At 69.8% G+C, this 23,375-nt stretch carries 20 protein-coding genes and 2 tRNA genes; 10 read left to right on the forward strand and 12 right to left on the reverse strand.

All coding sequences use genetic code 11. The features are described 5' to 3' along the window. Positions 1 to 70 precede the first annotated feature (70 nt). Positions 71 to 1,144 carry a 2-aminoethylphosphonate ABC transporter substrate-binding protein gene (locus STRTU_RS22670; protein ID WP_159745632.1) on the forward strand — a complete coding sequence of 358 codons (1,074 nt, stop codon included), beginning with the start codon at positions 71 to 73 and terminating at the stop codon, positions 1,142 to 1,144. 205 nt (positions 1,145 to 1,349) lie between these two features. Here STRTU_RS22670 and STRTU_RS22675 read toward each other — a convergent pair whose 3' ends face one another. Further along, on the reverse strand, positions 1,350 to 1,892 hold the full coding sequence (locus STRTU_RS22675; RefSeq protein ID WP_159745634.1) for a UTRA domain-containing protein: 543 nt from the start codon (positions 1,890 to 1,892) through the stop codon (positions 1,350 to 1,352). Between the two features lie 332 nt (positions 1,893 to 2,224). On the opposite strand from STRTU_RS22675, the gene STRTU_RS22680 reads away from it, so the two are divergent. The 4 genes from STRTU_RS22680 to STRTU_RS22695 all read left to right on the forward strand — a co-directional run bounded on the left by STRTU_RS22680 (position 2,225) and on the right by STRTU_RS22695 (position 6,117). Further along, the gene (locus STRTU_RS22680) at positions 2,225 to 3,004 is read left to right on the forward strand and encodes an HAD-IIA family hydrolase (protein WP_085925420.1); all 780 of its coding nucleotides are present in this window, start codon (positions 2,225 to 2,227) and stop codon (positions 3,002 to 3,004) included. A gap of 323 nt (positions 3,005 to 3,327) precedes the next feature. Continuing rightward, positions 3,328 to 3,747, forward strand: a complete 420-nt coding sequence (locus tag STRTU_RS22685) for a hypothetical protein (protein WP_159745636.1) — start codon at positions 3,328 to 3,330, stop codon at positions 3,745 to 3,747. Next, positions 3,737 to 4,711, forward strand: coding sequence for a sortase domain-containing protein (locus STRTU_RS22690; RefSeq protein WP_246241050.1), 975 nt, complete (start codon positions 3,737 to 3,739; stop codon positions 4,709 to 4,711). The genes STRTU_RS22685 and STRTU_RS22690 overlap by 11 nt, the downstream gene beginning before the upstream one ends. 329 nt (positions 4,712 to 5,040) lie before the next feature. Beyond that, positions 5,041 to 6,117, forward strand: coding sequence for a glycoside hydrolase family 6 protein (locus STRTU_RS22695; RefSeq protein ID WP_159745638.1), 1,077 nt, complete (start codon positions 5,041 to 5,043; stop codon positions 6,115 to 6,117). Positions 6,118 to 6,206: 89 nt separating this feature from the next. Here STRTU_RS22695 and glxA read toward each other — a convergent pair whose 3' ends face one another. The 3 genes from glxA to STRTU_RS22710 all read right to left on the reverse strand — a co-directional run bounded on the left by glxA (position 6,207) and on the right by STRTU_RS22710 (position 11,335). After that, positions 6,207 to 8,159, reverse strand: a complete 1,953-nt coding sequence (gene glxA / locus STRTU_RS22700) for a radical copper oxidase GlxA (protein WP_159745640.1) — start codon at positions 8,157 to 8,159, stop codon at positions 6,207 to 6,209. Then, positions 8,156 to 10,123 (reverse strand): glycosyltransferase family 2 protein, encoded by a 1,968-nt coding sequence (locus STRTU_RS22705; protein ID WP_159745642.1) that lies wholly within the window; start codon positions 10,121 to 10,123, stop codon positions 8,156 to 8,158. The genes glxA and STRTU_RS22705 overlap by 4 nt, the downstream gene beginning before the upstream one ends. Positions 10,124 to 11,261: 1,138 nt before the next feature. Next, positions 11,262 to 11,335: transfer RNA gene (locus tag STRTU_RS22710), tRNA-Lys, on the reverse strand. 458 nt (positions 11,336 to 11,793) lie between these two features. Between STRTU_RS22710 and STRTU_RS22715 the strand changes: the two genes are divergently transcribed. After that, the gene (locus tag STRTU_RS22715; protein WP_246241053.1) at positions 11,794 to 12,213 is read left to right on the forward strand and encodes an SsgA family sporulation/cell division regulator; all 420 of its coding nucleotides are present in this window, start codon (positions 11,794 to 11,796) and stop codon (positions 12,211 to 12,213) included. Beyond that, complete coding sequence (locus STRTU_RS22720) at positions 12,213 to 13,607, forward strand: hypothetical protein (RefSeq protein WP_246241058.1); 1,395 nt, start codon at positions 12,213 to 12,215, stop codon at positions 13,605 to 13,607. Before STRTU_RS22715 ends, STRTU_RS22720 begins: the two co-directional genes overlap by 1 nt. Before the next feature lie 197 nt (positions 13,608 to 13,804). On the opposite strand, the gene STRTU_RS22725 is transcribed toward STRTU_RS22720, so the two are convergent. From STRTU_RS22725 to ehuB, 6 genes are all read right to left on the reverse strand, one after another. Then, positions 13,805 to 13,878, reverse strand: a tRNA-Lys gene (locus STRTU_RS22725). Between the two features lie 132 nt (positions 13,879 to 14,010). After that, positions 14,011 to 14,769 (reverse strand): IclR family transcriptional regulator, encoded by a 759-nt coding sequence (locus STRTU_RS22730; protein ID WP_159745646.1) that lies wholly within the window; start codon positions 14,767 to 14,769, stop codon positions 14,011 to 14,013. Positions 14,770 to 15,034: 265 nt separating this feature from the next. Next, positions 15,035 to 15,877, reverse strand: a complete 843-nt coding sequence (ehuA, locus tag STRTU_RS22735) for an ectoine/hydroxyectoine ABC transporter ATP-binding protein EhuA (protein WP_159745648.1) — start codon at positions 15,875 to 15,877, stop codon at positions 15,035 to 15,037. Continuing rightward, a complete protein-coding gene (gene ehuD, locus STRTU_RS22740) occupies positions 15,867 to 16,484 on the reverse strand; it encodes an ectoine/hydroxyectoine ABC transporter permease subunit EhuD (protein WP_246241451.1) in 618 nt (205 codons plus the stop codon). The genes ehuA and ehuD overlap by 11 nt, the downstream gene beginning before the upstream one ends. A gap of 32 nt (positions 16,485 to 16,516) precedes the next feature. After that, entirely contained in the window at positions 16,517 to 17,248 is a 732-nt protein-coding gene (ehuC, locus tag STRTU_RS22745) for an ectoine/hydroxyectoine ABC transporter permease subunit EhuC (protein ID WP_159745652.1), read from the reverse strand. Next, positions 17,245 to 18,183: an ectoine/hydroxyectoine ABC transporter substrate-binding protein EhuB gene (ehuB, locus tag STRTU_RS22750; RefSeq protein ID WP_167539189.1), complete on the reverse strand. Its 939-nt coding sequence runs from the start codon at positions 18,181 to 18,183 to the stop codon at positions 17,245 to 17,247. The genes ehuC and ehuB overlap by 4 nt, the downstream gene beginning before the upstream one ends. Before the next feature lie 110 nt (positions 18,184 to 18,293). Here ehuB and STRTU_RS22755 point away from each other — a divergent pair, with 110 nt between their 5' ends. Beyond that, the gene (locus STRTU_RS22755) at positions 18,294 to 18,794 is read left to right on the forward strand and encodes a DUF3830 family protein (protein WP_159745654.1); all 501 of its coding nucleotides are present in this window, start codon (positions 18,294 to 18,296) and stop codon (positions 18,792 to 18,794) included. Positions 18,795 to 18,800: 6 nt separating this feature from the next. On the opposite strand, the gene STRTU_RS22760 is transcribed toward STRTU_RS22755, so the two are convergent. Beyond that, the gene (locus STRTU_RS22760; protein ID WP_159745656.1) at positions 18,801 to 20,216 is read right to left on the reverse strand and encodes an amidase; all 1,416 of its coding nucleotides are present in this window, start codon (positions 20,214 to 20,216) and stop codon (positions 18,801 to 18,803) included. Between the two features lie 84 nt (positions 20,217 to 20,300). Further along, positions 20,301 to 21,266 (reverse strand): D-2-hydroxyacid dehydrogenase, encoded by a 966-nt coding sequence (locus tag STRTU_RS22765; RefSeq protein ID WP_159745658.1) that lies wholly within the window; start codon positions 21,264 to 21,266, stop codon positions 20,301 to 20,303. 206 nt (positions 21,267 to 21,472) lie between these two features. Between STRTU_RS22765 and STRTU_RS22770 the strand changes: the two genes are divergently transcribed. Beyond that, positions 21,473 to 22,384, forward strand: a complete 912-nt coding sequence (locus STRTU_RS22770) for a maleate cis-trans isomerase family protein (RefSeq protein ID WP_159745660.1) — start codon at positions 21,473 to 21,475, stop codon at positions 22,382 to 22,384. A 162-nt stretch (positions 22,385 to 22,546) separates the two neighbouring features. Beyond that, positions 22,547 to 23,272 (forward strand): maleate cis-trans isomerase family protein, encoded by a 726-nt coding sequence (locus STRTU_RS22775; RefSeq protein WP_159745662.1) that lies wholly within the window; start codon positions 22,547 to 22,549, stop codon positions 23,270 to 23,272. The last annotated feature ends 103 nt before the right edge of the window (positions 23,273 to 23,375 follow it).

Genomic DNA, 23,375 nt, shown 5'->3' on the forward strand with positions numbered 1-23,375 from the left:
CCTACAACCACCAACCCCTACAACCACCAACCCCTGCAACCACCATGTCTTCCTTAGGAGTTACCTCGCCATGTCCCGCCTCCACCCCCTCCGCAAGCCGCTCGCCGCCTGCTGCGGCGCCCTCACCCTCGGCCTCCCGCTCACCGCCTGCGGCGGCGCCTCCACCGCCGACCCGCACGCCAAGGAGGTCACCGTCTACAGCGCCGACGGCCTCAAGAGCGAGCAGGGCGACGGGTTCTACGACACGGTCTTCAAGGACTTCGAGAAGAAGACCGGCATCAAGGTCAACTACGTCGAGAGCGGCTCCGGCGCGGCCGTCCAGCGACTGGCCCGCGAACGGGCCAACACCAAGGCGGACGTGCTCGTCACCCTCCCGCCCTTCATCCAGCAGGCCGACGGCAAGAACCTCCTGGACACCTACCGCCCCAAGGGTTCCGAGCAGGTCGCCGCCGCGGACAAGGACCCCGCCGGCAAGTGGACCTCGATCGTCAACAACTACTTCTGCTTCATCTACAACAAGAAGGAGCTGAAGCAGGCCCCCGCCACCTGGCAGGACCTCCTGGACGCCAAGTTCAAGAACAAGCTCCAGTACTCCACCCCGGGCGTCGCCGGCGACGGCACCGCCGTTCTGATCAAGGCCCTGCACGACTTCGGCGGCCGCGGCCCCGCCATGGACTACCTCAAAAAGCTCCAGGCCAACAACGTCGGCCCGTCCTCCTCCACCGGCCAGCTCGCCCCCAAGACGGACAAGGGCGAACTCCTGGTGGCCAACGGCGATGTCCAGATGAACTACGCCAACATGAAGTCCATGCCCCACCAGGGCATCTTCTTCCCCGCCGCCAAGCCCGGCGCCAAGCCCACCACCTTCGCCCTCCCCTACGCGGCCGGCCTGGTCAAGAACGCCCCCCACAACGCCAACGCCAAGAAGCTCCTCGACTACCTCCTCTCCGCCCCCGTCCAACGCCAGGTCTCCTCAGTCGGCGGCGGCTTCACCTCCCGCAAGGACATCAAGCCCACCGACCCCCACGCCACCGACCTCGCCAAGCTCATGAAGAACGTCGACATCTTCCACCCCGACTGGAACGACCTCGACAAGAACCTGGACTCCTACGTGGACGCTTGGCGGGAGGCCACCGGCGGGTGAGCCACCGCCCGGGGGATCCGTGCTGGCCCGTGCCTGCCCGCGCCCGCCTTCGCGGACGGGCACGGGCCTCACCCGGCTGTGAACTCGTACTGCAGCTCGTAGAGATGGCCCGCTCAGCTCGGCCGGCAGCACCGGCGTGCCGACCCTGAGCGTTCGTGCAGTGGGCGGTTGTCGACGGTGTCGGTGCTGTCGCCGGGCACGCCGGTCATCCGACCCTCAGGTCGTAGCGCAGCCGCTGGAGCCGCGCGGGCATCACCATTCTGTCCGCCTGGACGGGGCGGTCCCCGGCATCCAGGGTGAGCCGGAGCAACTGCAATACGGGCTGCGACGGTTCCGATTCCAGGGCGGTGGCTTCCTCGTCGCTCGGCAGGCGCGCGGTGACGTCCTCGCGGGCCCGCACACCCGCGTATCCGAGCTCGGCGAGCAGCGTGACCGCGCCGCCGGGGATCTTCGCCGTCCCGGCGAGGCGGGTGCCCCGGGCGATGGACAGCGGGTAGTAGGTGTCCGTCAACTCGTAGGGCCGCCCGTCGAGATACATGACGCGGCGCCGCACGACGACGCGATCGCCCTGCCCCACCCCCAACAGCTCCGCGATCTCGCCGGGCGCGGCCACCTCCCCCGCCTGCACGATGCGCTGGCTGCCCCGGCGGCCCGTGGCCGCGGTCTCGGCACTCCACGCGTCGCGCTGCCCCGGCGCACGCGGGGCCAGGTACGGCACGGACGTGGTGACCCACTCGGCGCTGTTCACGGCATCCTCCGGCACGGTTGATCGTCCACGCTGATCGTCTTCCTGCCCGACCACTGTGCTGCCCTGCGGGACGCGCGACAAGACCGGACCGATGGCCCTCCCCCCTTGGCGCCGTTCGCGACGTACTGCGGATCGCCGAGAGGCGGAGGGCGGGTGCCGGGGCCGGGTGGCCGGGCGGCGGAAGACCGGGGGAGCGCCCGGGTCAGGGGCGCGGTGGCTGACTTAGGGTGGGGGCGTCGGCCGTACGTACGATGCGTGGTCCTCGCGTGGTTCACGGTGCGTGCGGGAGGCGGTCGGCGCCCCTGGTCAGCACGCACGGCAGGAGTCCGGCAGTGGCAGAGCGCAAGCCCATCGAGTCATGGCTCACCGACATGGACGGCGTCCTGATGCACGAGGGCATTCCGGTCCCCGGGGCAGAGGCCTTCATCAAGCGGCTGCGCGAATCGGGCAAACCCTTCCTCGTCCTGACCAATAACTCCATCTACACCCCGCGTGATCTGCACGCCCGGCTGAACCGCATCGGCCTGGACGTGCCATGGGAGTCGATCTGGACCTCCGCGCTGGCCACCGCCCAGTTCCTGGACGACCAGCGGCCCGGCGGCACCGCGTACGTCATCGGCGAGGCGGGTCTGACCACCGCCCTGCACGACATCGGCTACGTCCTGACCGACCACTCCCCGGATTACGTGGTCCTCGGCGAGACCCGCACCTACAGCTTCGAGGCCCTGACGAAGGCGATCCGGCTGATCAACGACGGGGCCCGGTTCATCGCCACCAACCCCGACGAGACCGGCCCCTCTCCGCAGGGCGCGCTGCCCGCGACCGGTTCGGTGGCCGCGCTGATCACCAAGGCGACGGGCATCGACCCGTACTTCGTCGGCAAGCCCAACCCGCTGATGATGCGGCACGGCCTCAATGTCATCGGCGCCCACTCCGAGACCTCCGCGATGATCGGCGACCGTATGGACACCGATGTCCTGGCCGGTCTGGAGGCGGGCATGGAGACCTTCCTCGTACTGACCGGGCTGACCCGCCCCGAGGAGGTCGACCGGCACCCGTTCCGGCCGTCCCGCGTGGTGGACTCGATCGCGGATCTGATCGATCTGGTGTGAAGGGGCGGCGGGGCGCCGCGTGCGGCCCTGCCTGCTGTCTGCTGAGCGAGGCGTTCCTGCCCTGCCCGCTACGGCCTGTGGGCCGCCGGCCGGGGCGCTTCGACGGCCCGGCCGAGCGCTGCGGCTCTGCCCGCTGACCGGCCCGCTCCGGGTCGTGGGCCGCTGCGACTGACCGCTGTGCGGCCCGTGGCACCCGAACGGCGCAGCCTCGGACCGCACCGGATGCGGGCGGGCGCGCGTGGGCGGACCTTCGGAGTTATCGGAGGTTCACCATGCGCTCACGGCAACTTGCTCTCTGTGCCGCGGTCGCGGCGTGCGCGGTGATGACAGCCCCCGCGTACGGCGGGGACGACCGCGCCACCGGAACCGCAGCGGTCCAGGCCGAGCCCGCTCCCCGCGACGCGGTCCCCTTGCGGGGCACGGGCCACACCGCCGGGCGGGCCACCGTCCGAACCGCGCCCGTCCCCGACGCACCGCCGCTCACCGCCGGGACCGCCGGGGCCACGCGACCCACCGCGGCCACCCAAGCCACGCAAGCAACCCGCCCCACCGCGGCCACCCAGGCCACCCGGGCCCTCCACCCCACCAAGGAATCCAGAGCCACGACGAGCCGCGAGCTGAGCAGTACCTCGGCCGTGGGCCTGGTGCTGGCCGGCGGCGCCATCCTGGTCATCGCGGGGCAGCTGCTCCGGCTCCGGCTGAGACTGCGCCGCGAGCGGCGGGGCGACGCCGATGAGCGCTGACGAGGAGGGCCGGGCGGGCGCGGTCGGGGTGACCGCCAGACCTGCCCTGGCTGACCTGGGCGATGCCGGACCCGACGACCCGGGTGACGGCCTACCCGACCCAAACGACAGCGCATCCGACCCGGACGACAGCGCCCGCCGGACCCACCTCCGATACGGGCCCCACCCCCGATACGGACACCCCCCACGGCATGGAACCACCCACCGCCCCGCCCAACTCCTCACCGGCGTGGCCTGGGCGGTGCTGCTGCTGGGACTGTGGCTGTGGGGCCGCGATCTGGCGGACGGGGTGGCCGCACAGCTCGCCACGACCGGTGATGTCGCCGCCGCCGGGCGCCCGTTGGGCCGACCGGCACCCCCGCACGCGCACACGCCCCCGCCCCCGCACGCCCCGCTCCGGGCCGCCACCACCACACGGCCCGTCCGGATCACCCTCGACGCGCTCGGTGTACGGGAGGCCGGAATCACCGGACGCGGCCTCAACGGGGACGGCGTCCTCACCCCGCCCCCGTACTCCTCCCCGCAGCCCGTCGGCTGGTACGCCGGAGGGCCGCAACCGGGCGAGGCGGGCGCGGCCCTGCTCGTGACCCGTGCCGACGTGGCCCACGGCCCGGACGCCCGGCGGACCGTCTTCCACCGCCTGACGCAACTCAAGCCCGGGGAACGGGTGGACATCCGGCGCGCCGACGGCAGCACCGCCCGCTTCACCATCGAGGACGTCCAGCTCTACGACCCCCACCGCTTCCACCCGCACACGGCCTACGCCGCCCACGCCCGGGGCCGCCCCGAACTCCGCCTGATCGCCGAGGACTCAGGCGACTCAGGCGACTCCGCCGACTCCGGAGGCTCAGGCGGCACCCGCGACGGCGTCCCCGGACGCCACGGCAGCAGCGCAGCCAACGTGCTCGTCATCTCGGCCTACTTGACGTCCTACCAGCAACCCCCGCACCCCGGGCCCGGCTGAGCCACCCCGGCTGAGCCACCCGGACGAGACGAACCGGCACCCGCTGCCGTAGCACCCGGCACACGCGGCAGCAGCACCACACCCAGCAGCACCGCACGCCAACCCGGCATCAGCCTGTGGATAATCCACGTGACCAGCCCCAACCAGCCCCGACCAGCCACGACGCGGGCCGCAGCCGCCGGACGGTACGCCTCGGCGAACTCCCGCGGAACGGTTGATGCGCGGGCCGTCCACAGGCCGACCCGCGTACATCGGGGTGTGCCACGATGGACGCGGCCGGTGGTCCCCCGCCGACTGTGTTCCGTGTTCGTGCTCCGAGGGGGGAGTGGATGAACGGCAATCTGCGACGGATGGCCGGTGCCGGGTCGCCGGGCGGGTCCCGCGACGGCCGGCGGCGCTCCGCGCCTGCCGGTGCGGCCTCGGCGAGGGCGGCGGTGGGAGCGCTGGCTCTGCTGCTGCTCGCCGGGTGCTCCGACAGCGACAGTGACGGCAGCGTGCCGGACAGACCCGGCCAACGCCCCAAGGCCGTCGCGCCGTTCTGGGTGAACCCGGACAGCAAGGCGGCCCGTCAGATGTCCGCGTACGGCAAGGACGGCAAGTCCGGTGACGCCCGCCTGGTCAACAAGATCGCGGCGCAGCCGGTCGCCGAATGGATAGGCATCGACGACCCGGAAGGGGAGGCCCGGGGCTTCACCGAAGCAGCCGCGAAGGCCGACCGTGAGGCGCTGCTGGTGCTCTACAACATCCCGCACCGCGACTGCGGCAGCTACTCCAAGGGCGGCGCCGCCGACGGCAACGCGTACCGCGCCTGGCTGGACGGCGTGCTCAAGGGCATCGGCAACCGCGCCACCACCGTGATCCTGGAGCCCGACGCACTGCCGCACATCGAGGACAAGTGCACCCCGCAGCAGTTCCACGAGGAGCGCTACGCCCTGCTGACGGAGGCGGTCGGCAAGCTCAAGTCGCTGCCGCACACCAAGGTTTATCTGGACGCCGGCAACCCCCACTGGATCAGGGACCCGGGCCGGATGGTCGAACCGCTCAAGCGGGCCGGTATCGACCGTGCCGACGGCTTCGCGCTGAACATCTCCAACTACCAGACCACCGCCGAGAACACGAAGTACGGCAAGAAGCTGTCCGCCATGGTCAACGGCAAGCCCTTCGTCATCGACACCAGCCGCAACGGCAACGGCCCGGCCCCCGGCGGCGACGACCCGGAGAACTGGTGCAACCCGCCCGGCCGGGCGCTGGGCAACCCGCCCACCACCAAGACCGGCGACCCCCAGATAGCCGCCTATCTGTGGATCAAGCGCCCCGGCGAGTCGGACGGCACCTGCAAGGGCGGCCCCAAGGCCGGCACCTGGTGGCCCAAGTACGCCCTCGGCCTGGCCGAAGGCGCGAAGTAACCACCGCGTTCAACCGCACCGACCCCACGGCAAGGGCCCGGTGGAATGCATACCCATCCACCGGGCCCGACGCGGTCATGCGTGCCGCTCTACTTCTGCTCGGGAGCGACCTTCACCCACACCGCCTTCGACGGAGTCCCCTCCCCGTCCACCGCGTTGAGCATGTACCAGCCGGGCGGCACCAGCGAGGGGTCCTTGGGCAGGGTGACCGTCACCCCCTTGCCGTCCTTCGCCGCCGTGAAGTCCAGTGCGATGGAGCGCTGTTCGATGTTGGTGACATGGGTGAACGAGCCGGGGCGCATCAGCCGCATCTTCTTGATGGCGGAAGCGTGCGGGGCGCCGAAGGTCGCGCGGTCGCCGAGCGAGAGCGTGCCCGTCTTCCCGCCCGTCAGCTCCGGACGCGACTTCCGGTAGAGGTACGGCGGGGTGTAGAGGTCGATCTGCTGCTGGAAGACGCCCGGCTTGGTGTTGTCCTTGTCGGCGAACAGGGAGTCGGAGCCGAAGGTCATCACCCGGCCGTCGGGCAGCAGCAGCGCACCGGAGTGGTAGTTGCGGCCCACCAGCGGATCGGCCACCTGCCGGGCGGTGTTGGCGGCCGGGTCGTACAGCTCCGCCTTGAGCACGTTGGAGGCGCCGCGCCCCCGGTAGTCACCGGAGCCGTTGGTGGTCAGCACGGTGTCGTCCGGCATGATCACGCTGCTGGGGTAGCGGGCCTTCGCATACAGCGGCGGACCGTCCTTGAAGCGCGGCGACGGTGCGTGCAGATCCACGATCCGGGTCTTGGCGGTGGCCCTCGGGTCCTCGCCGACGCCGCCTCCGCCCAGCACCATGTACCGCTGCTCCTGGGCCGGCGGAAGCAGCACCGACATCGAGGTCTCCAGGATGTCCGGGTCGCTCATCCCGGGGATGACCTGGAACTTATTGGTCTTCAGGTCCCAGACGCCGGGCTTGCGGCCGATGTTGTCCGGGCCGTATCCGGCGTTGGAGCCGGTGTAGAAGATCCGGTTCTGGTCGGTGAGGAAGAGCGCCGGGTAGGTCGGGAAGAAGCGCCGCTTGGGCAGGTAGTGCCACTTCTTCGTCTTCGGGTCGTAGATCTCCTGCTTGCCGGGGACCACCTGCCCGATCTCGTCCAGCCCGGAGACGGACAGGACCTTGCCGTCCTGCAGCGAGGTGAGCGTCGGGTACCAGCGGGCCTCGTTCATCGGGTCGACGGGCACATAGCGCTCGGCCACCGGGTCGAACTCGAAGCTGTCCTTGATCCCCTGGAAGTCCTTCTTGTCGAAGGACAGCTTCTGCGCGATGCCGTAGAAGTTACGGGCATCCGCGCCGGTCAGGCCGTGGATGCGGTAGTTGTCCTGGGTGCCCGTGGAGTGCGACCGGCCGTCCTTGAGGGCCTCGACATAGACCCGGGCCTCGCTGTGCACGACCCGGACCTTGCCGGTCGCCCGGTCGGTGACCTTCTTCGCCCGGGGCACCACAACCGGGTCCTTGGCGGCGAAGGTCTTGCCGTTCTCCTTGCCGGTGAAGAGCGTGCCGGCCGGGAAGGTCTTCGGGCCGTCCGGGTTCTCGTTGTAGACGATCATGAGGCCGCCGGCCTTCTTCACATCACCGTTCAGCTTCTCGTAGCGCTGGGTGCCGCCGGCCACCAGGAGCTTGCCGTCCGGGAGCTGGGTGTGCCCGGAGCAGAAGAGGTCCTTGGGGGTGGGGATGTTCTTGAAGGTGTTCTTCTCGGGATCCCACAGCACCGTACGGAACGACTTGGCCTTGAAGTTCGCCGCGTTGTTGCCGGAGCCCGCGACCAGCAGCACCTTCCCGGTGTGTAGCAGGGCCGCGTGGATGGTGTTGATGCGGTACTTCTGTGGGACGTTGAGGACATCCCAGTGGCCGTTGGCCGCCTTGTACTCGGGCTTGTTGATCACGTACTGGTGGTACTGCTTCGAGGCGAAGCCATAGAGAGCCGGCCCGTTCATCCCGGCCAGCGCGAGCACCACCGCCGTTGCTATCGCCACTCTGCGGGTGCGACGGCTCGGACGGTACTTCATGTGTGACGTCCCCCAAGGGCGATCTGCATGGTCTGTTCAGAGGTGGCGGCCGGGTCGGCGGCCCGTCCGGCGGTGTGTCCGGTGGCCGGCGCGGTGGTTTCGTCAGCGGCCGGCGCGGGAGCATCCCCGCCGTCGGACGCTTCCGGCGGACTCCCGCCGTCGCCCGCACTCCGCTTCCGCTTCTCATCCCGTACGGTCCGCTGCCAGGCGAAGATCGGTGCGGCGGTGATCAGCATCGCGAGGATGGCCCAGATGACCATCGCCGGATGGCTGTGCCCGAGCACGAACGAGGCGATCAGCGAGCCCCCGAAGACGAGCAGGAAGAACAGATGCACCCGGAAGGTCCCGAACAGCGTGTCCGGGCTGGAGGAATCGCCCTTCGGCGTGACCACGAACTTGCTCTTGCGGCGCAGTGCCGCATCGAACAGCGACCGGGCGTAAATCGGCGCGGACAGCGCGGACATCACCATGCCGGCGACGCCGCCGGAGCCCTCCGGCTCGTGCGGGGAGACATTGTGCCGCCGGTTCCAGATGTACAGGCCGATCTGCAGCGCCGAGGCGTTGCCGTACAGCATCATCCACACCGCCGGATCGATTTCCACACCGGAGGCGCCGAGACCCAGGAACAGCGCACAACTCAGCGCCGCCAGAATCCAGTTGAGCGCCGACATCGGGTAGAAGATCACCATCATGGTGTAGTTCACCAGTCGGCCGAACGGCAGGGAGAACGGTGCCTTCCAGAACTGCTTGAGAATCGTCTCGTACGTCCCGCGTGACCAGCGCAGCTGCTGGGTGAAGAAGTCCGTCCAAGCCGTGGGTCCTTCACCGACCGCGAGCACATCCGGGGTGTAGACCGAGCGCCACTTCTTCCCGGTCTGTGGATTGCGGTGCCGGTGTATTTCGAACCCGGTCGCCATGTCCTCGGTGATCGAGTCGTACAGCCCGCCGATCTGCTTGAGCGCGCTGATGCGTACGGCGTTGGAGGTGCCGACGAACATCGGCGCGCCGTAGCGGTTGCCCGCCCGCTGGATCAGTGCGTGGAAGAGGAACTGCTGCGACTCGGCGGCCTTGGTGACGAAGGTGTCGTAATTGCCGTACACCTGGGGGCCGATGACGAAGCCCACGTCCGGGTCGCGGAAGAAGCCCAGCATCCGCTCCAGGTAGTTGGGCAGCGGGACATGGTCGGTGTCGACGGAGGCGAAGTAGTCGTAGTCGTCGCCGTGCGCCGCCAGCCAGGCGTTGTAGTTGCCGTGCTTGGTCTTGGCGCGGTGCGGCCCCTTGGGCCGGTTCCACTCCGGGATGCCCTTACGGGAGAAGTGGTGCACGCCCAGCCGCCGGCAGACCTCTTTGACCTCGGGGTCGTCGCCCTCGTCCAGCAGCCATATGTGCAGCAGCCCCCGGTGACGTATCTTGACCGCCGCCTCCAGCGTCTTCGTCACCATGGCAAGGGGTTCCTTGCCCGGCACGAAGGACGTGAGGAAGGCGACCCGGGTGCCGCTCTCGGGTATGACCGGGACGGGGTCGCGGGCGACCAGGGTGGCATGCGCGTTGGACAGCACATTCATGCACCGGAAGAACTCGATCAGCCCGATCGCGACCAGCATGACGACGTCCAGCACCGGCAGGAAGTCGTAGGCGGGGTAGTCGCGTTCGGTCCAGTGATTCGGCTGCATCAGCCAGATCAGCAGCCCGAACGAGAGCAGCGGCGCGGCACCGAGCAGCAGGGCGGCCCGGATACGGTGCGGCTCGTCGGCGAGCAGCGAGCGGTAGCGGACCTTGTAGGGCTTGTCCGGGTCGGGCTGGGTGAGCGGCCCGGCCAGTCTGCTGTAGTGCTCGTAGTCGTAGCGCGGCAGCGGCTTGCGCTGGGTGCGCCGCTGCCAGTGCTGACGTGGCACACGCAGGCGCGCGGTGGCGGACGAATCGTACGAGTGCTGCGGCCGGGCACCCTCAGGTGGCGACGTCATGAGTCCATCCCCCCGCACGCAACTGGCGGCGTGCCGTGTACTGATAGCCCGATTTCCCGGTCCCCTCGACCGACTCGGGCTCACTGGTCTCGGCCGTCCGCACCGTGCGACGGTGACGGCCATGTTCCGGTGGTGTGAGGAACGCCCCGTAATCCTGCCAAGCAGCGGGGTCCCCGCGTTCACATCACGCCAACCGGCGTATCCCATTCTTCCTACTCCTGGGAACCCCGCCGCATTTCGGCCGAGTTCCCAGGTCAGAGTGCCGAACAGCCCTCCCGATTGCAAGGCTGCCCACATGGTGGGGCGCCAAGAAGAGGCAATTTCCGGACGCCATATGGCGTCGCGGGCACCTCTTTGACCTGGAACGACAGCCCATATCCGGCTTGTTGAGGGTTGCCGATCCGATAGCTGAAATAACATGCTCTATGAGCGTAGAGTTACCTCGCCCGGCAAAGGAAACGCCCCTCGTTCGCAAACTCCGTCAGCAACTGGCAATGCAATAAGGAGAGTCGAAGGTTTTGGGCACGCGGGCCGCGACCAATTGCGCATCGAAGCAGCGCGGCCGAACGAACCGTCCCGAACCCTCAGGCTGCCGCGTACGATTTGGAACAGTTCTGAAGGAATTCACCCGCAAAACCGGGGATGAGTGCATCCGCAACGAATTCGTTACGAACCGCCGAATCCACGTAAGTGACCTGCGAGTACCGCAAATTGGCTGAACGTCAGGCCCGGTCGGCGGGAGTGGGTCATCGTCACCTCGACGCCCTGGGCCGGTCGGTGACGCCGTTTCAGTCCCGGCCGGTCGATCCGTCGATCCGCCTGGCGTGCGCACCGTGGCTTCTCGCGGAGGCGGAGGCGGAGGCGGGGCGGCTGGGTGGCGCGCCTCGGCGGCGTGGAGGCACGGCCCCGCACAAACGTTCCCTCTCGCCCGCCGGTGGCTGATGACTGGGGGCGGAGGTCGATGGCCCGATGGCCGACGCCGGGCCCGACCGTCCATACGGGGGAGGGGGCTGCTCCTCCCGGGCGACCGCCACCCGCGTGTCCCTGGCGCTGGCGGGTGATCAGCTGTCTGTCCCGCGTCGCGTCGGCCGCGCATACGACTGAGGCCCCTCGCTCGGCGAGGGGCCTCAGTGTGTCGTGCGCCGCCAGGGACTCGAACCCCGGACCCGCTGATTAAGAGTCAGCTGCTCTAACCAACTGAGCTAGCGGCGCGTGCTGACCTGAAGAACTTTACACGAACTCGGAGGGTGCTCCGTACCCGCGACCGCGCTGCTCACGCGCTCGGCCCATGTGATCCCTGCCACTCGCGACGGCCTCCACTTCACTCCGCCACTCCCAGGGGAAATCTCCTCTCGTATAGGGCAAAAGCCACTTGATCTTGAGATCTTCGCTCGACGACTGCCGGAATTGTCACGCGATGAGTAACTTTGCGCCGCCTATCACCATCAACCACCAATTGCCTCATCAACATGCGATATCTCCTACCGGTTGAGAGGCTGAGGCGAGCGCTGCGGCGCGAGAACTAAACATTGTCCAGAGGGTGCAGTTCATGGCGTTCATCACTCATCTTGTGCCTGCCGCAACCCCACCCTCCACAGCAACGTCTGCCAGGACGCGCGCCCCGGACCGGGTCCCCGGGACTCGCCCCTCCATCGGAAAGGTTGATCGTCGTGGTGTCGACAGCCAAGCGCACCCTTGAGATGCGGCTCATCCTCGGGCCGGACGAAGCAGTTCCGGTGGCCGGCCGGTTCAGCTACCGCAGTGACCGCCCGTACGAGGTCGAGGTTGCCTTCATCAGTCGCGGCCAGACGGTCGCCACCTGGCTGTTCGCCCGTGAGCTGCTGCTGGCCGGGCTGCACGACGAGGCAGGGGAGGGGGACGTACGGGTGTGGTCCTTCCGCCGGCCGGGCGAACCGCGCCGCGTCCATATCGAGCTGTCCACCGACGACAGCGTCTGCGAGCTGTCGGTGCGCGCGACGGAACTCACCGCCTGGCTGGAACAGACCGTGGCGATCGTGCCGCCCGGCGACGAGGGCGGCTACCTCGACATGGACGCTCACCTGGCCCGGCTGTTCGCGGGGAAATGTTGATGGGGGACACGGCGATCACGAAGACGACCACGGCCGGCCCGGCGAGCGCGCCCGGCCCGGCGAGCGCAACCGGAACGGTGATCACGGCAGGACAGCCGGTGTCGACGGCCGGGCCCGGCAGCAGCGGCATACCGTCCGGCACCGGCGGCACACCGTCCGGCACGGGTGGCATACCGCCAGGCCCCGGCATACCGCCCTCCACCGCCCCTGCCCCCGACGCCACCCCCGGCCCCCCGCTGCTCCCGGCCGCGCGCCGCGCCGACGCAGACCCGGACGGTCCCGCCAACTCAGTCGATTCCACCAACTCGGCCAACGCGGCCAACTGTGCCGACTCCGCCCTCACCACCCCCATCACGCCCCACGACCCCTGCGCGCACGGCTTTCTGCCCGAGCGGCCGCCCGTCCGTTCCCTGATCGGCACCTGGACCCGGCTGGACGCCATGGCCCGCGCGGCCGCGATCGCGCCCGACCGGGAGGCCGCCGTCGCGCTCGTCGAACGGGCCCGCCGCGCCGGTGAGTTGGCCGCCCTCCGGCAACGCGTCTCGCGGCTCTCGCTGCGTAACGCGGAGGCCGCCGCCATGCGGGTCGCGGTGATCGCGGTGTCCTGCGGCTGGTGTGGGATCGACCCTCAGGCGCCGGCCGCACGGGAGGTCGCCGACGAGGCGTTCCTCGACCTCTGGGCGGCGATCGCGCACCGTATCGACCACGATCAGTTCGTCGCGCTGCCCACCCTCGCGCTCCACAACTGGGCCCCGGAACGCAAACCCCGCCGCCATATCCCCATCGACCAACTGGCCCGCACCGAGACGCTGGTACCGATCGTCCGCTGGGCCCCGGAAGGCCAACCGCTCAGCCGCCTGGACCGGTTGATGCTGGCCGCGACCCGCCTGGAGGCGCACGGGATCTGGCTCTTCCGGCTGGCCGAGACCCTGGCGGGCCGGTCGCCCGACGACTCCTCCACCCCGACGGCGCTGCGCCGTCTGGTCCGGGTCCAGCACGCACTGCGCGGCCAGCTCCTCGCCGAGGCGGCGGAACTGTCGGCCGCACCGGCCACTCCGCAGCAGCGCGCGGTGCTCGGCGCGCTCGTCGCACAGAGCGCCCTGGAACCGCCGGTGCTCCAGGCCGCCGACGCGGTCCTGGGCATCGGCGCCCGACGACTGCGGGAGGGCCGACGGCAGCTGCTGCGGCGCCATCTCCCGGCACAGCACCGTGCCTGGCTCAGCGCGATGGACCGGCACTGCGCCCCCGTACGCACCCTCGCCCACCGCGGCGGCCCCGACGCGGCCGTCTATCGCGAGGCCCAGGAGTCCCTGATCGCTCTCCGCCGTACGTATACGGCACTGGTGCAGGCCGCGGCCCGCCCCACGGCCTCTCCCCTCACCCGGGCGGCCTGACCGGACGCGCTCCTCCTGCTGCCCACGCCGCCCCGCCCCGCGCATCCGACCGCGACCGGGGCGGCCTCTGACGCTGCCCTCGGCCCGTACACCGGGCCGGGCCGCACCTTGGCGCGGACATGCCAGCCACGCTGACCGAGGGGGCCAACACAACGAAGTGGGCGTCCCCGGAGAACCGGAAACGCCCACTCGATACGTGCGCCGCCAGGGACTCGAACCCCGGACCCGCTGATTAAGAGTCAGCTGCTCTAACCAACTGAGCTAGCGGCGCGCGCTGACGAAAGAAATACTACCTGGTCGAGAGGGGTGCTCAGGACCACGGCCGCGACCGCCACCGTCCGGCACCGCTGCTCGGCACCGTCCCGCCCGACACTGCCGCCGGGACCGCGTGGCCCGCCCCCGCTCAGATCGCCAGCGACAGCAGCACCGGAGCGGCCTGCCGGTTGAGGGTGTCCGCGGCCTGGCGCAGCCGGTGGGCGTGTTCCAGTGGCATGGACAGGGCGAGGCAGCCGACCGTCGCGCCGGCGGTGATCGGGACCGCCGCGCAGACCGTGCCCACCGCGTACTCCTGGAGGTCGAGCACGGGGACCGTGGGCGGCTGGCTGTCGAGCTTGTGGAAGAGCACCTTCTCGTTGGTGATCGTCCGCGAGGTGAGCCGGGCGGTCTTGTGGCGGGAGAGGTGGTCCTTGCGGCCGTCGTGGTCGAGCTGCGCGAGCAGGCACTTGCCGATCGCGCTGGCATGCGCCGTGCGGCGGAATTCGGCCCACTCGTTGACCTTGGGGGCCAGCGGTCCGTCGGCGTAGTGGAGGATCTTCACCTCGCCGTCGATGTACCGGCTGATGTAGACCGCCGCGCCGACCGAGTCGCGCAGCTGGTCGAGGGTGAGCTGGAGCTTGTCGCGGAGCGCCTGGTCGCGGTCGCCGCCCGTGCCGAGGAGCAGCAGCGATTCGCCGGTGAGGTACGCCCCGTCCATGGTCTGCTCGACATAGCCCTCGCGCCGCAGCATGGACAGCATGTGGCCGAGCTGGCCCGGCGACAGCCCCGTCTCGCGGGCGATCTCCGCATCGGTCACGCCCTCGGCGTGCCGCGAGACCGTTTCGAGCACGCGAAGGGCGTACTGCACCGAATGGAACGGCGCGGTCGGCTCGGGCTTCAGCGCCACGGTGTCCCCCTAGCAGGTTGTTACCGCTTGCGTCGTGACCGCCGCCCGGTGGCCACGGCCGGGGCTGGCGCGGCCGGTCCCGGGCAACGGGGCTTCCCTCACGATAGCGGCCAACGGCCGTCGAGGGAGGGGGTCTTGACTGAAAAGAAGCGCGCCCCGGGCTTCCGCGCCGGTCCTCGCGGCGCTGGCATATGCCAAGGTCACGGTGGGGTGGCGGACCCCGGAAGAGGCCCGCCACCCGAACTCACCGTTTTCTGCGCGTCGTTCAGAGCACGGCGCTGAGGAATTCCCGGGTGCGCTCGTGCTCCGGCTCGGTGAAGATCTTCTCCGGGGAGCCGGATTCGATCACCCGGCCGGCGTCGAACATCAGCACGTCGTCGGAGATGTCCCGGGCGAAGTTCATCTCATGGGTGACGCAGAGCATCGTGATGTCCGTGGTGTGCGCGATGTCCCGCAGGACGTCGAGCACCCCGGCCACCAGCTCGGGGTCGAGCGCCGAGGTCACCTCGTCCAGCAGCAGCACCTGCGGACGCATCGCCAGCGCACGGGCGATGGCCACCCGCTGCTGCTGGCCGCCGGAGAGCTGGGTCGGGTACTTGTCGAGGTGCTCGGTCAGGCCCACCAGATCGAGGAGTTCGCGGGCCCGCTCCTCGGCGGCGTCCTTCTCCATCCCCAGGACGTGCACCGGCGCCTCGGTGATGTTCCGCAGCACCTTCATGTTGGGGAAGAGGTTGAACTGCTGGAACACCATGCCGATGTTCTTGCGCACCTCGCGGATGTGCTTCTCCCCGGCCGGGACGAGCTTGCCGCCCTTCTCCTCGTGCGTCAGATACTCGCCGCCGACCTTGATGGTGCCCTCGTCGGGCTTCAGCAGCGTCATCAGCAGCCGCAGGATCGTGGTCTTGCCGGAGCCGGACGGGCCGATGAGGGTGACGTGCTTGCCCGAGGAGACGGTGAAGTCCAGCGAGTCCAGGACGGTGTTGGTCCCGAACCGCTTGGTCACGTGGTCGAAGCGGATCAGCTCGGTGCCGCCCCCGGACTCGGTCCGGTCGGGGCCGCCGTCCGCCGGGTGGGCCGTTTCTTTCGAGGGGGTGCTGTCAGCGGACAAGACGACGCTCCAGGGCTCGCAGGAGGAGAGAAGTGGGGTAGGAGATGACCACGAAGAGGATGCCGACGACGGTGATCGGCTCCAGGTAGTCGAAGGTGGTCGCGCTGATGCTGTTCGCCTGGAACAGCATGTCGGCGACGGTGATCCCGGCCAGCAGCGGGGTGTCCTTGAACATCGCGATGACGTAGTTGCCGAGCGCGGGCACGACCCGGCGGAACGCCTGCGGCAGGATCACCGCGATCCAGGTGCGCCGGCGTGGCAGGTTCAGCGCCGTGGCGGCCTCCCACTGGCCGGGCGGCACCCCGTCGATACCGGCGCGGTAGACCTCGGAGGTGTACGTCGAGTAGTGCAGGCCCAGGCCGATGACGCCGGTGGTCAGCGGTGCGAAGGTGAGCCCCCAGCCGGGCAGCACGAAGAACAGGAAGAACAGCTGCACCAGCAGCGGGGTGTTGCGGATGAACTCGACGAAGACGCTGACCGGCCAGGTCACCCAGCGGGTCGGGGAGCGCAGGGCCATCGCCCAGACCAGCCCGAGCGCGAAGGACACCAGCGAGCCGTAGATGGTCGCCTGGATGGTGATCCACAGCCCCTGGAGAATCTGGGGCATGATCTCGCCGATGTAGCTCCATGACCAGTTGTTCACGGCTTTCCTCCGGTGGCCAGCGCCTCGGGGCCCTGCTTCTCGACGGGCAGTTTGCGGGAGAACCAGCCCTCTCCCTTGGGTACCGCCCGGCCGACCGACGCCTTGGCGCGGCGCTCCAGCACCCGCATGATCCGGGTCATCACGAACGCGACCGCGAAGTACAGGACGAGGATGATGCCGTAGATCTCGGCACTCTGACCCGTCGACAGCCGGGCCAGCTTGGCCTGGAAGGTGAGTTCGCCGATGGACAGCAGCGACGCCAGTGCGGTGCCCTTGAGCAGCTCGATCAGCAGGTTGTTGAACGGCGGCATCATCTCGGGGACGGCCTGCGGCAGCAGCACCTTCCGCAGCCGCTGCCAGGGCGTGAAGCTCAGCGCGATGGCCGCCTCACGCTGGGCGGGTGCCACCGCCTGCAGCGCGCCGCGGACGATCTCGGAGCCGTACGCGCCGTACGACAGCCCCAGCGCCAGGGTGCCGGCCCAGATGCCGACCAACTGCCAGCCCAGCAGCGGCAGTGCGAAGAACAGCCAGAACATCAGCACCAGTGCCGAGGTGCCGCGGAAGAACTCCACATAGACACCCGACAGAAAGCGGACGATCCAGAACCGCGAGGTGCGTGCCAGACCGATGCCGAAGGCGACGGCAGCGGCCAGGGCGGCGCTGTAGACCATCAGCTGGATGGTGATCCACAGCCCTTCGAAGAACAGTTGCCACAACGCGCCGGTCACTTTTTACAGAGCTCCTTCGCGGTGAGGTCGGTCATGAACTCCTTGGTGAAGCCGTACGGCTTGGCGATACGCAGGAGTTCGCCGCTCTTCTTCATCTTCTGCAGCTCGTTGTTGAAGGCGTCGCGGAGCTTGGTCTCACCGAGCCGGAAGCCGTAACCGCCGCCGTCCCGCTGGGGTTTGCCGTCGACCACCGGCGTGAACGGGCTGGTCATCTCCACCTTGGGATGCCCGCCCGTCTTGAGCGCCTCGATCATGGTCAGCGCGGTGCCGGCGAAGACATCGATACGGCCCGCTTCCAGGGCCTCCATTCCGGCGATCTGGTCACCGTAGGTCTGGATCTCGTCCTTCTTGACGCCATTGCCGACCGCGTAGTCGATCTCCGCATAGCCGATACCGGAACCCATCCGGTATTTCCCCCTGGCGATATCCGCATAGGAGTGGATCTTGTCCGGGTTTCCCTTGCGTACGAGAAAGGCGTCCTTGCTCTCGTAATCCGGGTCGGAGAAGAGGACGGCCGCACACCGGGCCTTGTTGATGAACATGCCCGCGACGATCACGTCGTACTGGAAGGAATGCAGGCCGGGCACCAGTGCCTGGAATTCCACCGGCACCGGCTCGAAATTCTTGACCCCCAGCCGCCGGAAGATCGTCTTGGCGACGGCCGGGGCCTCGCCGGTGAGTTCGCCCTTGCTGTTGATCGAGGCATAGGGCGGTTCGCTGGCGATTCCCATGCGGACGGTGCCTTTTTTCCGCAGGTCTTCGAGGAGGTGCCCGCCGCCGGTCGCGCCCGACACATCGACCCGTGAGCAGCCCGTGGCCGCTCCCATCGCACCCGTCGCGCCGAGCGCCGCTACCCCCGCGAGCAGCGAGCGGCGGCGGATGCCGCTTGCCAATTTTCTCTTGATCATTTTGGTGTTCTCCTGTGGTGGAGCCATGGGCGCGCGGCTACCCGAACGCCTCATATATATGCCGATCGTTTCCAGCCCTTGATGGAAGCGCCGCGGACTTGTTCCGTACGCCGGTATTGCCCACCTACGATCGGGGCATGACCGATCGCTTCATCGAAGTCTCCCTGGACAAGCGCGGCGTGAGCTGCACGGCCAAGTTGCTCGACGACCGCGCGCCGATCACCTGCAATGCCGTATGGGACGCCCTCCCACTCGGCGGCGACGTCTACCACGCCAAGTACGCCCGTAATGAGATCTACGCGCTGCTGGCACCGTTCGCTCCCGAGGAGCCGCCGCTGGAGAATCCGACGATCACCCCGATCCCTGGCGACCTCTGCTACTTCACCTTCACCGACACCCAACTGGGCACCAAGTCCTACGGTTACGAGAGCAAGGCCGCACACCAGGGCCGCGCCACCGTCGTCGATCTCGCGCTGTTCTACGAGCGCAACAATCTACTGATCAACGGTGACGCGGGCTGGGTGCCGGGCATCGTATGGGGCAGTGTCGTCGACGGTCTGGACCGGATGGCCGATGCCTGCCAGGACCTGTGGCGGGCCGGCGCGCTGGGCGAGACCCTCACCTTCCGGCGGGCCTGAGGAAGCTCAGGCAGCAGACGGCGCGGGGATCTCGGCGGTCCCCGCCTCGTACAGGGCATGCGCGGCGCGCAGCACCAGCGCGTCCGCATGCCGCGCACCCACCAGCTGGACGCCGATCGGCAGCCCGTCCGCGTCCACCCCGCAGGGCAGCGTCGCGGCCGGCTGCTGGGTGAGGTTGAAGGGGTAGGTGAACGGTGTCCAGCCCGTCCAGCGGGTGTGGCCGGAACCCGAAGGGACCTCGACGCCCGCCTCGAAGGCGGTGAGCGGCACGGTCGGGGTCACCAGCAGGTCGTAGGCGCTGTGGAAACGGCCCATGGCCTGGCCGAGCGCCATCCGGGTATCGACCGCGGCCAGATAGTCCAGCGCGCTGTAGCGGGCGCCCTGCTCACAGATCTCCCGCAGCCCCGGGTCGAGCAGCGCCCGGTCCGCGTCGTCCAGAGGCTGCACCACCCGGGCCGCGCCGCTGAACCACAGCGTGTGGAAGGACTCCACCGGGTCGCTGATACCGGGGTCGATCTCCTCGACGACCGCGCCGAGCCCGGCAAGGGTGTCGACCGCCGACCGGACCGCCGCGGCGACCTCCGGCGCCACCGGCACCTCCCAGCCGAGCGACGGGCTGAAGGCCACCCGCAGCCCGGACACCGGACCGGCCAGCGCCTCCCGGAACGAACCGGCGGCCGGACCGAGCTGGGACCAGTCCCGCCAGTCCGCCCGGCAGATCACCTCCATCATCAGCGCCGCGTCCGCCGCGTCCCGGGTCATCGGCCCGACATGCGCCAGCGTCCCGAACGGACTCGCCGGATAGTGCGGCACCCGCCCGTAGGTCGCCTTGAGCGCGAAGATCCCGCAGAACGACGCCGGGATACGCACCGAACCGCCGCCGTCCGTGCCCAGACTCAGCGGCCCGGCGCCCAGCGCCACCGCCGCCGCGCTGCCGCCGCTGGAGCCGCCCGCGGTGCGCCCCGGGTCGTACGGATTGCCCGTCACCCCGTGCCGTGGACTGTCGGTGACGCCCTTCCAGCCGAACTCCGGGGTGGTGGTCTTGCCGACGAACACCGCCCCGGACTCCCGCAGCCGGGCGACCGACGGGGCGTCCTCCTCCCACGGCCCCTCGGCCCGCACCGTGCGCGACCCGCGCAGCGTCGGGGTGCCCCGGGTGAGGATCAGGTCCTTGACGGTGACCGGCACCCCGTCCACCGGCCCGGCCGGCTCCCTGGCCCGCCAGCGCTCCGCCGACTCCTTGGCGCCGGACAGCGCTTCGTCCGCGTCGATCCGGGTGAAGCAGTTCGTCGCGGTCTGCGCGGCCTCGGCGCGTTCCAGCACCGCCCGGACCGCCTCGACGGGGGAGAACTCGCCGGCCGCGTAGCCGGCCGTGAGCCGGGTGGCGGTGAGGTCGGCGAGGTGGGTCGGTTCGGTGGTCATGCGTCCTCCGAGCGTCGGCCGCCCCGGGCGGGACGGCGGTGGGGGAGCGCGGCTGCCGCGCCCGGGGCCCGGCAGCCGGCCCCGTCACTGCACCGGCACGTACCCGAGCCGTTTGTCGACGAGGTTGTCCAGCGGCTCGCCCGCCGACCACCGCTCGAAGTTGTCCTGGAACTGCTCGGCGAGGGCGTCCCGCCAGCCCAGGGTGTCGCCGCTCATATGGGGCGAGACGATCAGATGCGGGACGTCCCACAGCGGGCTGTCCGCGGTGAGCGGCTCCTCCTCGAAGACGTCCAGCGCCGCCGCCGCGATCCGCCACTCGCGCAGCGCCGCGATCAGCGCGTCCTCGACCACCAGCGGCCCGCGCCCGACGTTGATGAACCGGGCCCGCGGCGGCATCCTGGCGAACGCCGCCTTGTCGAACAGGCCGCGGGTGGCCTCCGTCAGGGGCGCCGCGCTGATCACCCAATCCGCCTGGGGCAGCAGGCCGTTCAGCGCGTCACTCGCGTGGACGAGGCCGAAGCGCGGATCGTCCCGGCGCTCCCGGCGGCCGACCAGATCGACCTTGACACCCAGTGCCAGGAGGGTGCTGCCGATGGCCCGGCCGATCGGCCCCGAGCCCACCACGACGGCCCGGCTGCCGGCCAGCCGCAGGGTCTCCCGGTGCTGCCAGCGCCGCTGCCGCTGGAGCTCCCAACTTCCGTAGAAGTCCTTGGCCATGGCGATCACGAGGCCCGCCACGTACTCTGCGATCGGCTGCTCGAAGACCCCCCGGGCGTTGGTCACCAGGGTGTCGTCGGCGACCAGCGCCGGGCACAGGAGCTGATCCACACCGGCGCTCGCGGTGTGCACCCAGCCGGGCCTGGGGCCCTTCTCCGGCCAGGCTCTGCGGATCGCATCAGAGGTGAAGTCCCAGGCCAACAGGACGTCGGCGGAGGGCAGTCGGTCGGCGAGCGACTCCTCGTCGGTGAAGATCACCCGAGCCCGGCCGGTGAGCCGGTCCAGCTTCGGGGGCGGGTCGGATCCAAGGACGAGGACGGTGCTTTCGGACATAGCCAGAAACCGTTCTGAAACGTGAGCCCCTTTCACGGAAAAGGGGCGCCGACAGATGCCTGAGATGCGAGGATTGACCACGCTAGGAAGTCGTATCTACGGTGTCAACAACGGCTCTGTACCGACGTCCCGGCTTGATCCGGTTGCACCTCTTCCGCGGCCACTGGCCTGGCCATCCCAGCCCTTCGTTTCTTCTAGGGGCCTTCATGGACGTCTCTTTTCTGGGTGGCCCACAGCCGCAGCTCGGCGTGGGTGTCGTCGCTCCCTTCGACTTCGCGCTCGACCGTGAGCTCTGGCGCTGGGTGCCCGACGATGTGTCCCTCCACCTCACCCGCACCCCTTTTGTGCCCGTCGAGGTGAGCCTCGATCTGGCCCGAATGGTCAGTGAGCACGAAACGCTGGACGCCGCCGTCCAGGCTCTGTGCGCGGTATCACCGCAGGTCATCTCCTATGCCTGCACCTCCGGCAGCTTCGTCGGAGGTGTCGCGGGGGAGCGGGCCATGTGTGCCGCCATGGTCCAGGCGGGGGAGGTTCCCTCCCTCACCACCTCGGGCGCGCTGATCGAAGCGCTGCGCGAGATCGGCGCCCGGCGCATCGCCGTGGTCACGCCCTACACGAAATCGGTCACCGACTCCCTGGAGGACTATCTGGGTGAGGCCGGCATCACGGTCACCGGCCGGGCCTATCTCGGCCTGACCCGGCACATCTGGAAGGTGCCGTACCGCGATGTCGTCGACATGGCCCGCGCGGCCGTCGTCGGCGCCACCGATGCCCTCTTCATCAGCTGTACGAATCTGCCGACCTACGACGTGATCCCGCAGCTGGAGGCCGAGCTGCGGATGCCGGTGCTGTCCGCCAACCAGGTCACGATGTGGGCCGCGCTGCGGGCCATCGGGGTCCAGGCGGTGGGCCCGTACCAGGCGCTGCTCGACCCGGTGGCGCGGCGCGGTCCGGCCGCGATGACCGGATCGGCGGGCGGCCCCGGAGAGGGCGTGCCGGGGGCGACCCCGGAGGCGGCCTTCGCCGGACCCCCCGCCCCACCGGAGGGGGAGCCCCTCGACGGCCTTGATCCGCCGCCGTATCCGCCCGATGACACGGGCGGTCTGCCCCCGGTCTGAGCCGGTCCGAACCCGGCCCCGGATGCTGCCGGCGTCGTTCCTCGCGCCGGCAGCGCCCCTGCCCGGGGTCACCGCACCACCCGTCAGCGCACCCGAACCCACGAACCCCTCTGCCCCACGAACCCCTCTGCCCCCGCAGGCGTACACGCAAGGGAGAACTGCATGGCATCGGTCGGCTTCCTCTACCCCGGCCACTCCGCGGAGGACGACTACCCCCGGCTGGAGGCGCTGCTGGGCGGCGCGGTCCGCCTGCCGCTCGTCCACACCGACATCGGCGAGGACGCCCACCGCGTCGACGCGCTGCTGGAGATGGGCTCCGCCGGGCGGCTGGCCGCAGGCGTCGACGAGCTCAAGGAGCGCGGCGCCGAGGCCGTCGTCTGGGCCTGTACCAGCGCCAGCTTCGTCTTCGGCTGGGAGGGCGCCCACGAACAGGTCAGGGAGCTGTCCGCCACCGCCGGTCTGCCCGCCTCCAGTACGTCGTTCGCCTTCGCCCATGCCGTCCAGGCGCTCGGCGCCCGGCGGGTCGCGATCGCCGCCACCTACCCCGACGATGTGGCCGAGCGCTTCCACGCCTTCCTGAAGTCCGCCGGTGCGGAGGTCGTCTCGACCCGCGGCAGCGGCATCATCACCGCCGCCGAGGTCGGCACCTGGGGAGCGACGGAGGTGCTGGCGCTCGCCCGCGCCGGGGACCATCCGGACGCCGAGGTGGTGCTGCTGCCCGACACCGCGCTGCACACCGCCGAACATCTCCCGGCCCTCGAAGCGGAGCTGCGCAAGCCGGTGCTCACCGCCAATCAGGTGACGGCCTGGGAGGGGCTCCGGCTGCTCGACCGGACGATCAGCTGTCCGGCGCTCGGCACCCTCTTCTCGCGGACCGCGCACAGCTGACGGGCGCCCGGCGGGTCCGGCAGCGGGTCCGCCGAATGCGGTGTGACGCCGGGCAGCTGACCCGGGAATAAGTGGAGATCCTCTCCGGTTGTCCTCCTCGCAG

Origin of the sequence: Streptomyces tubercidicus, from assembly GCF_027497495.1 — a bacterium.
Lineage (GTDB): Bacteria > Actinomycetota > Actinomycetes > Streptomycetales > Streptomycetaceae > Streptomyces > Streptomyces tubercidicus.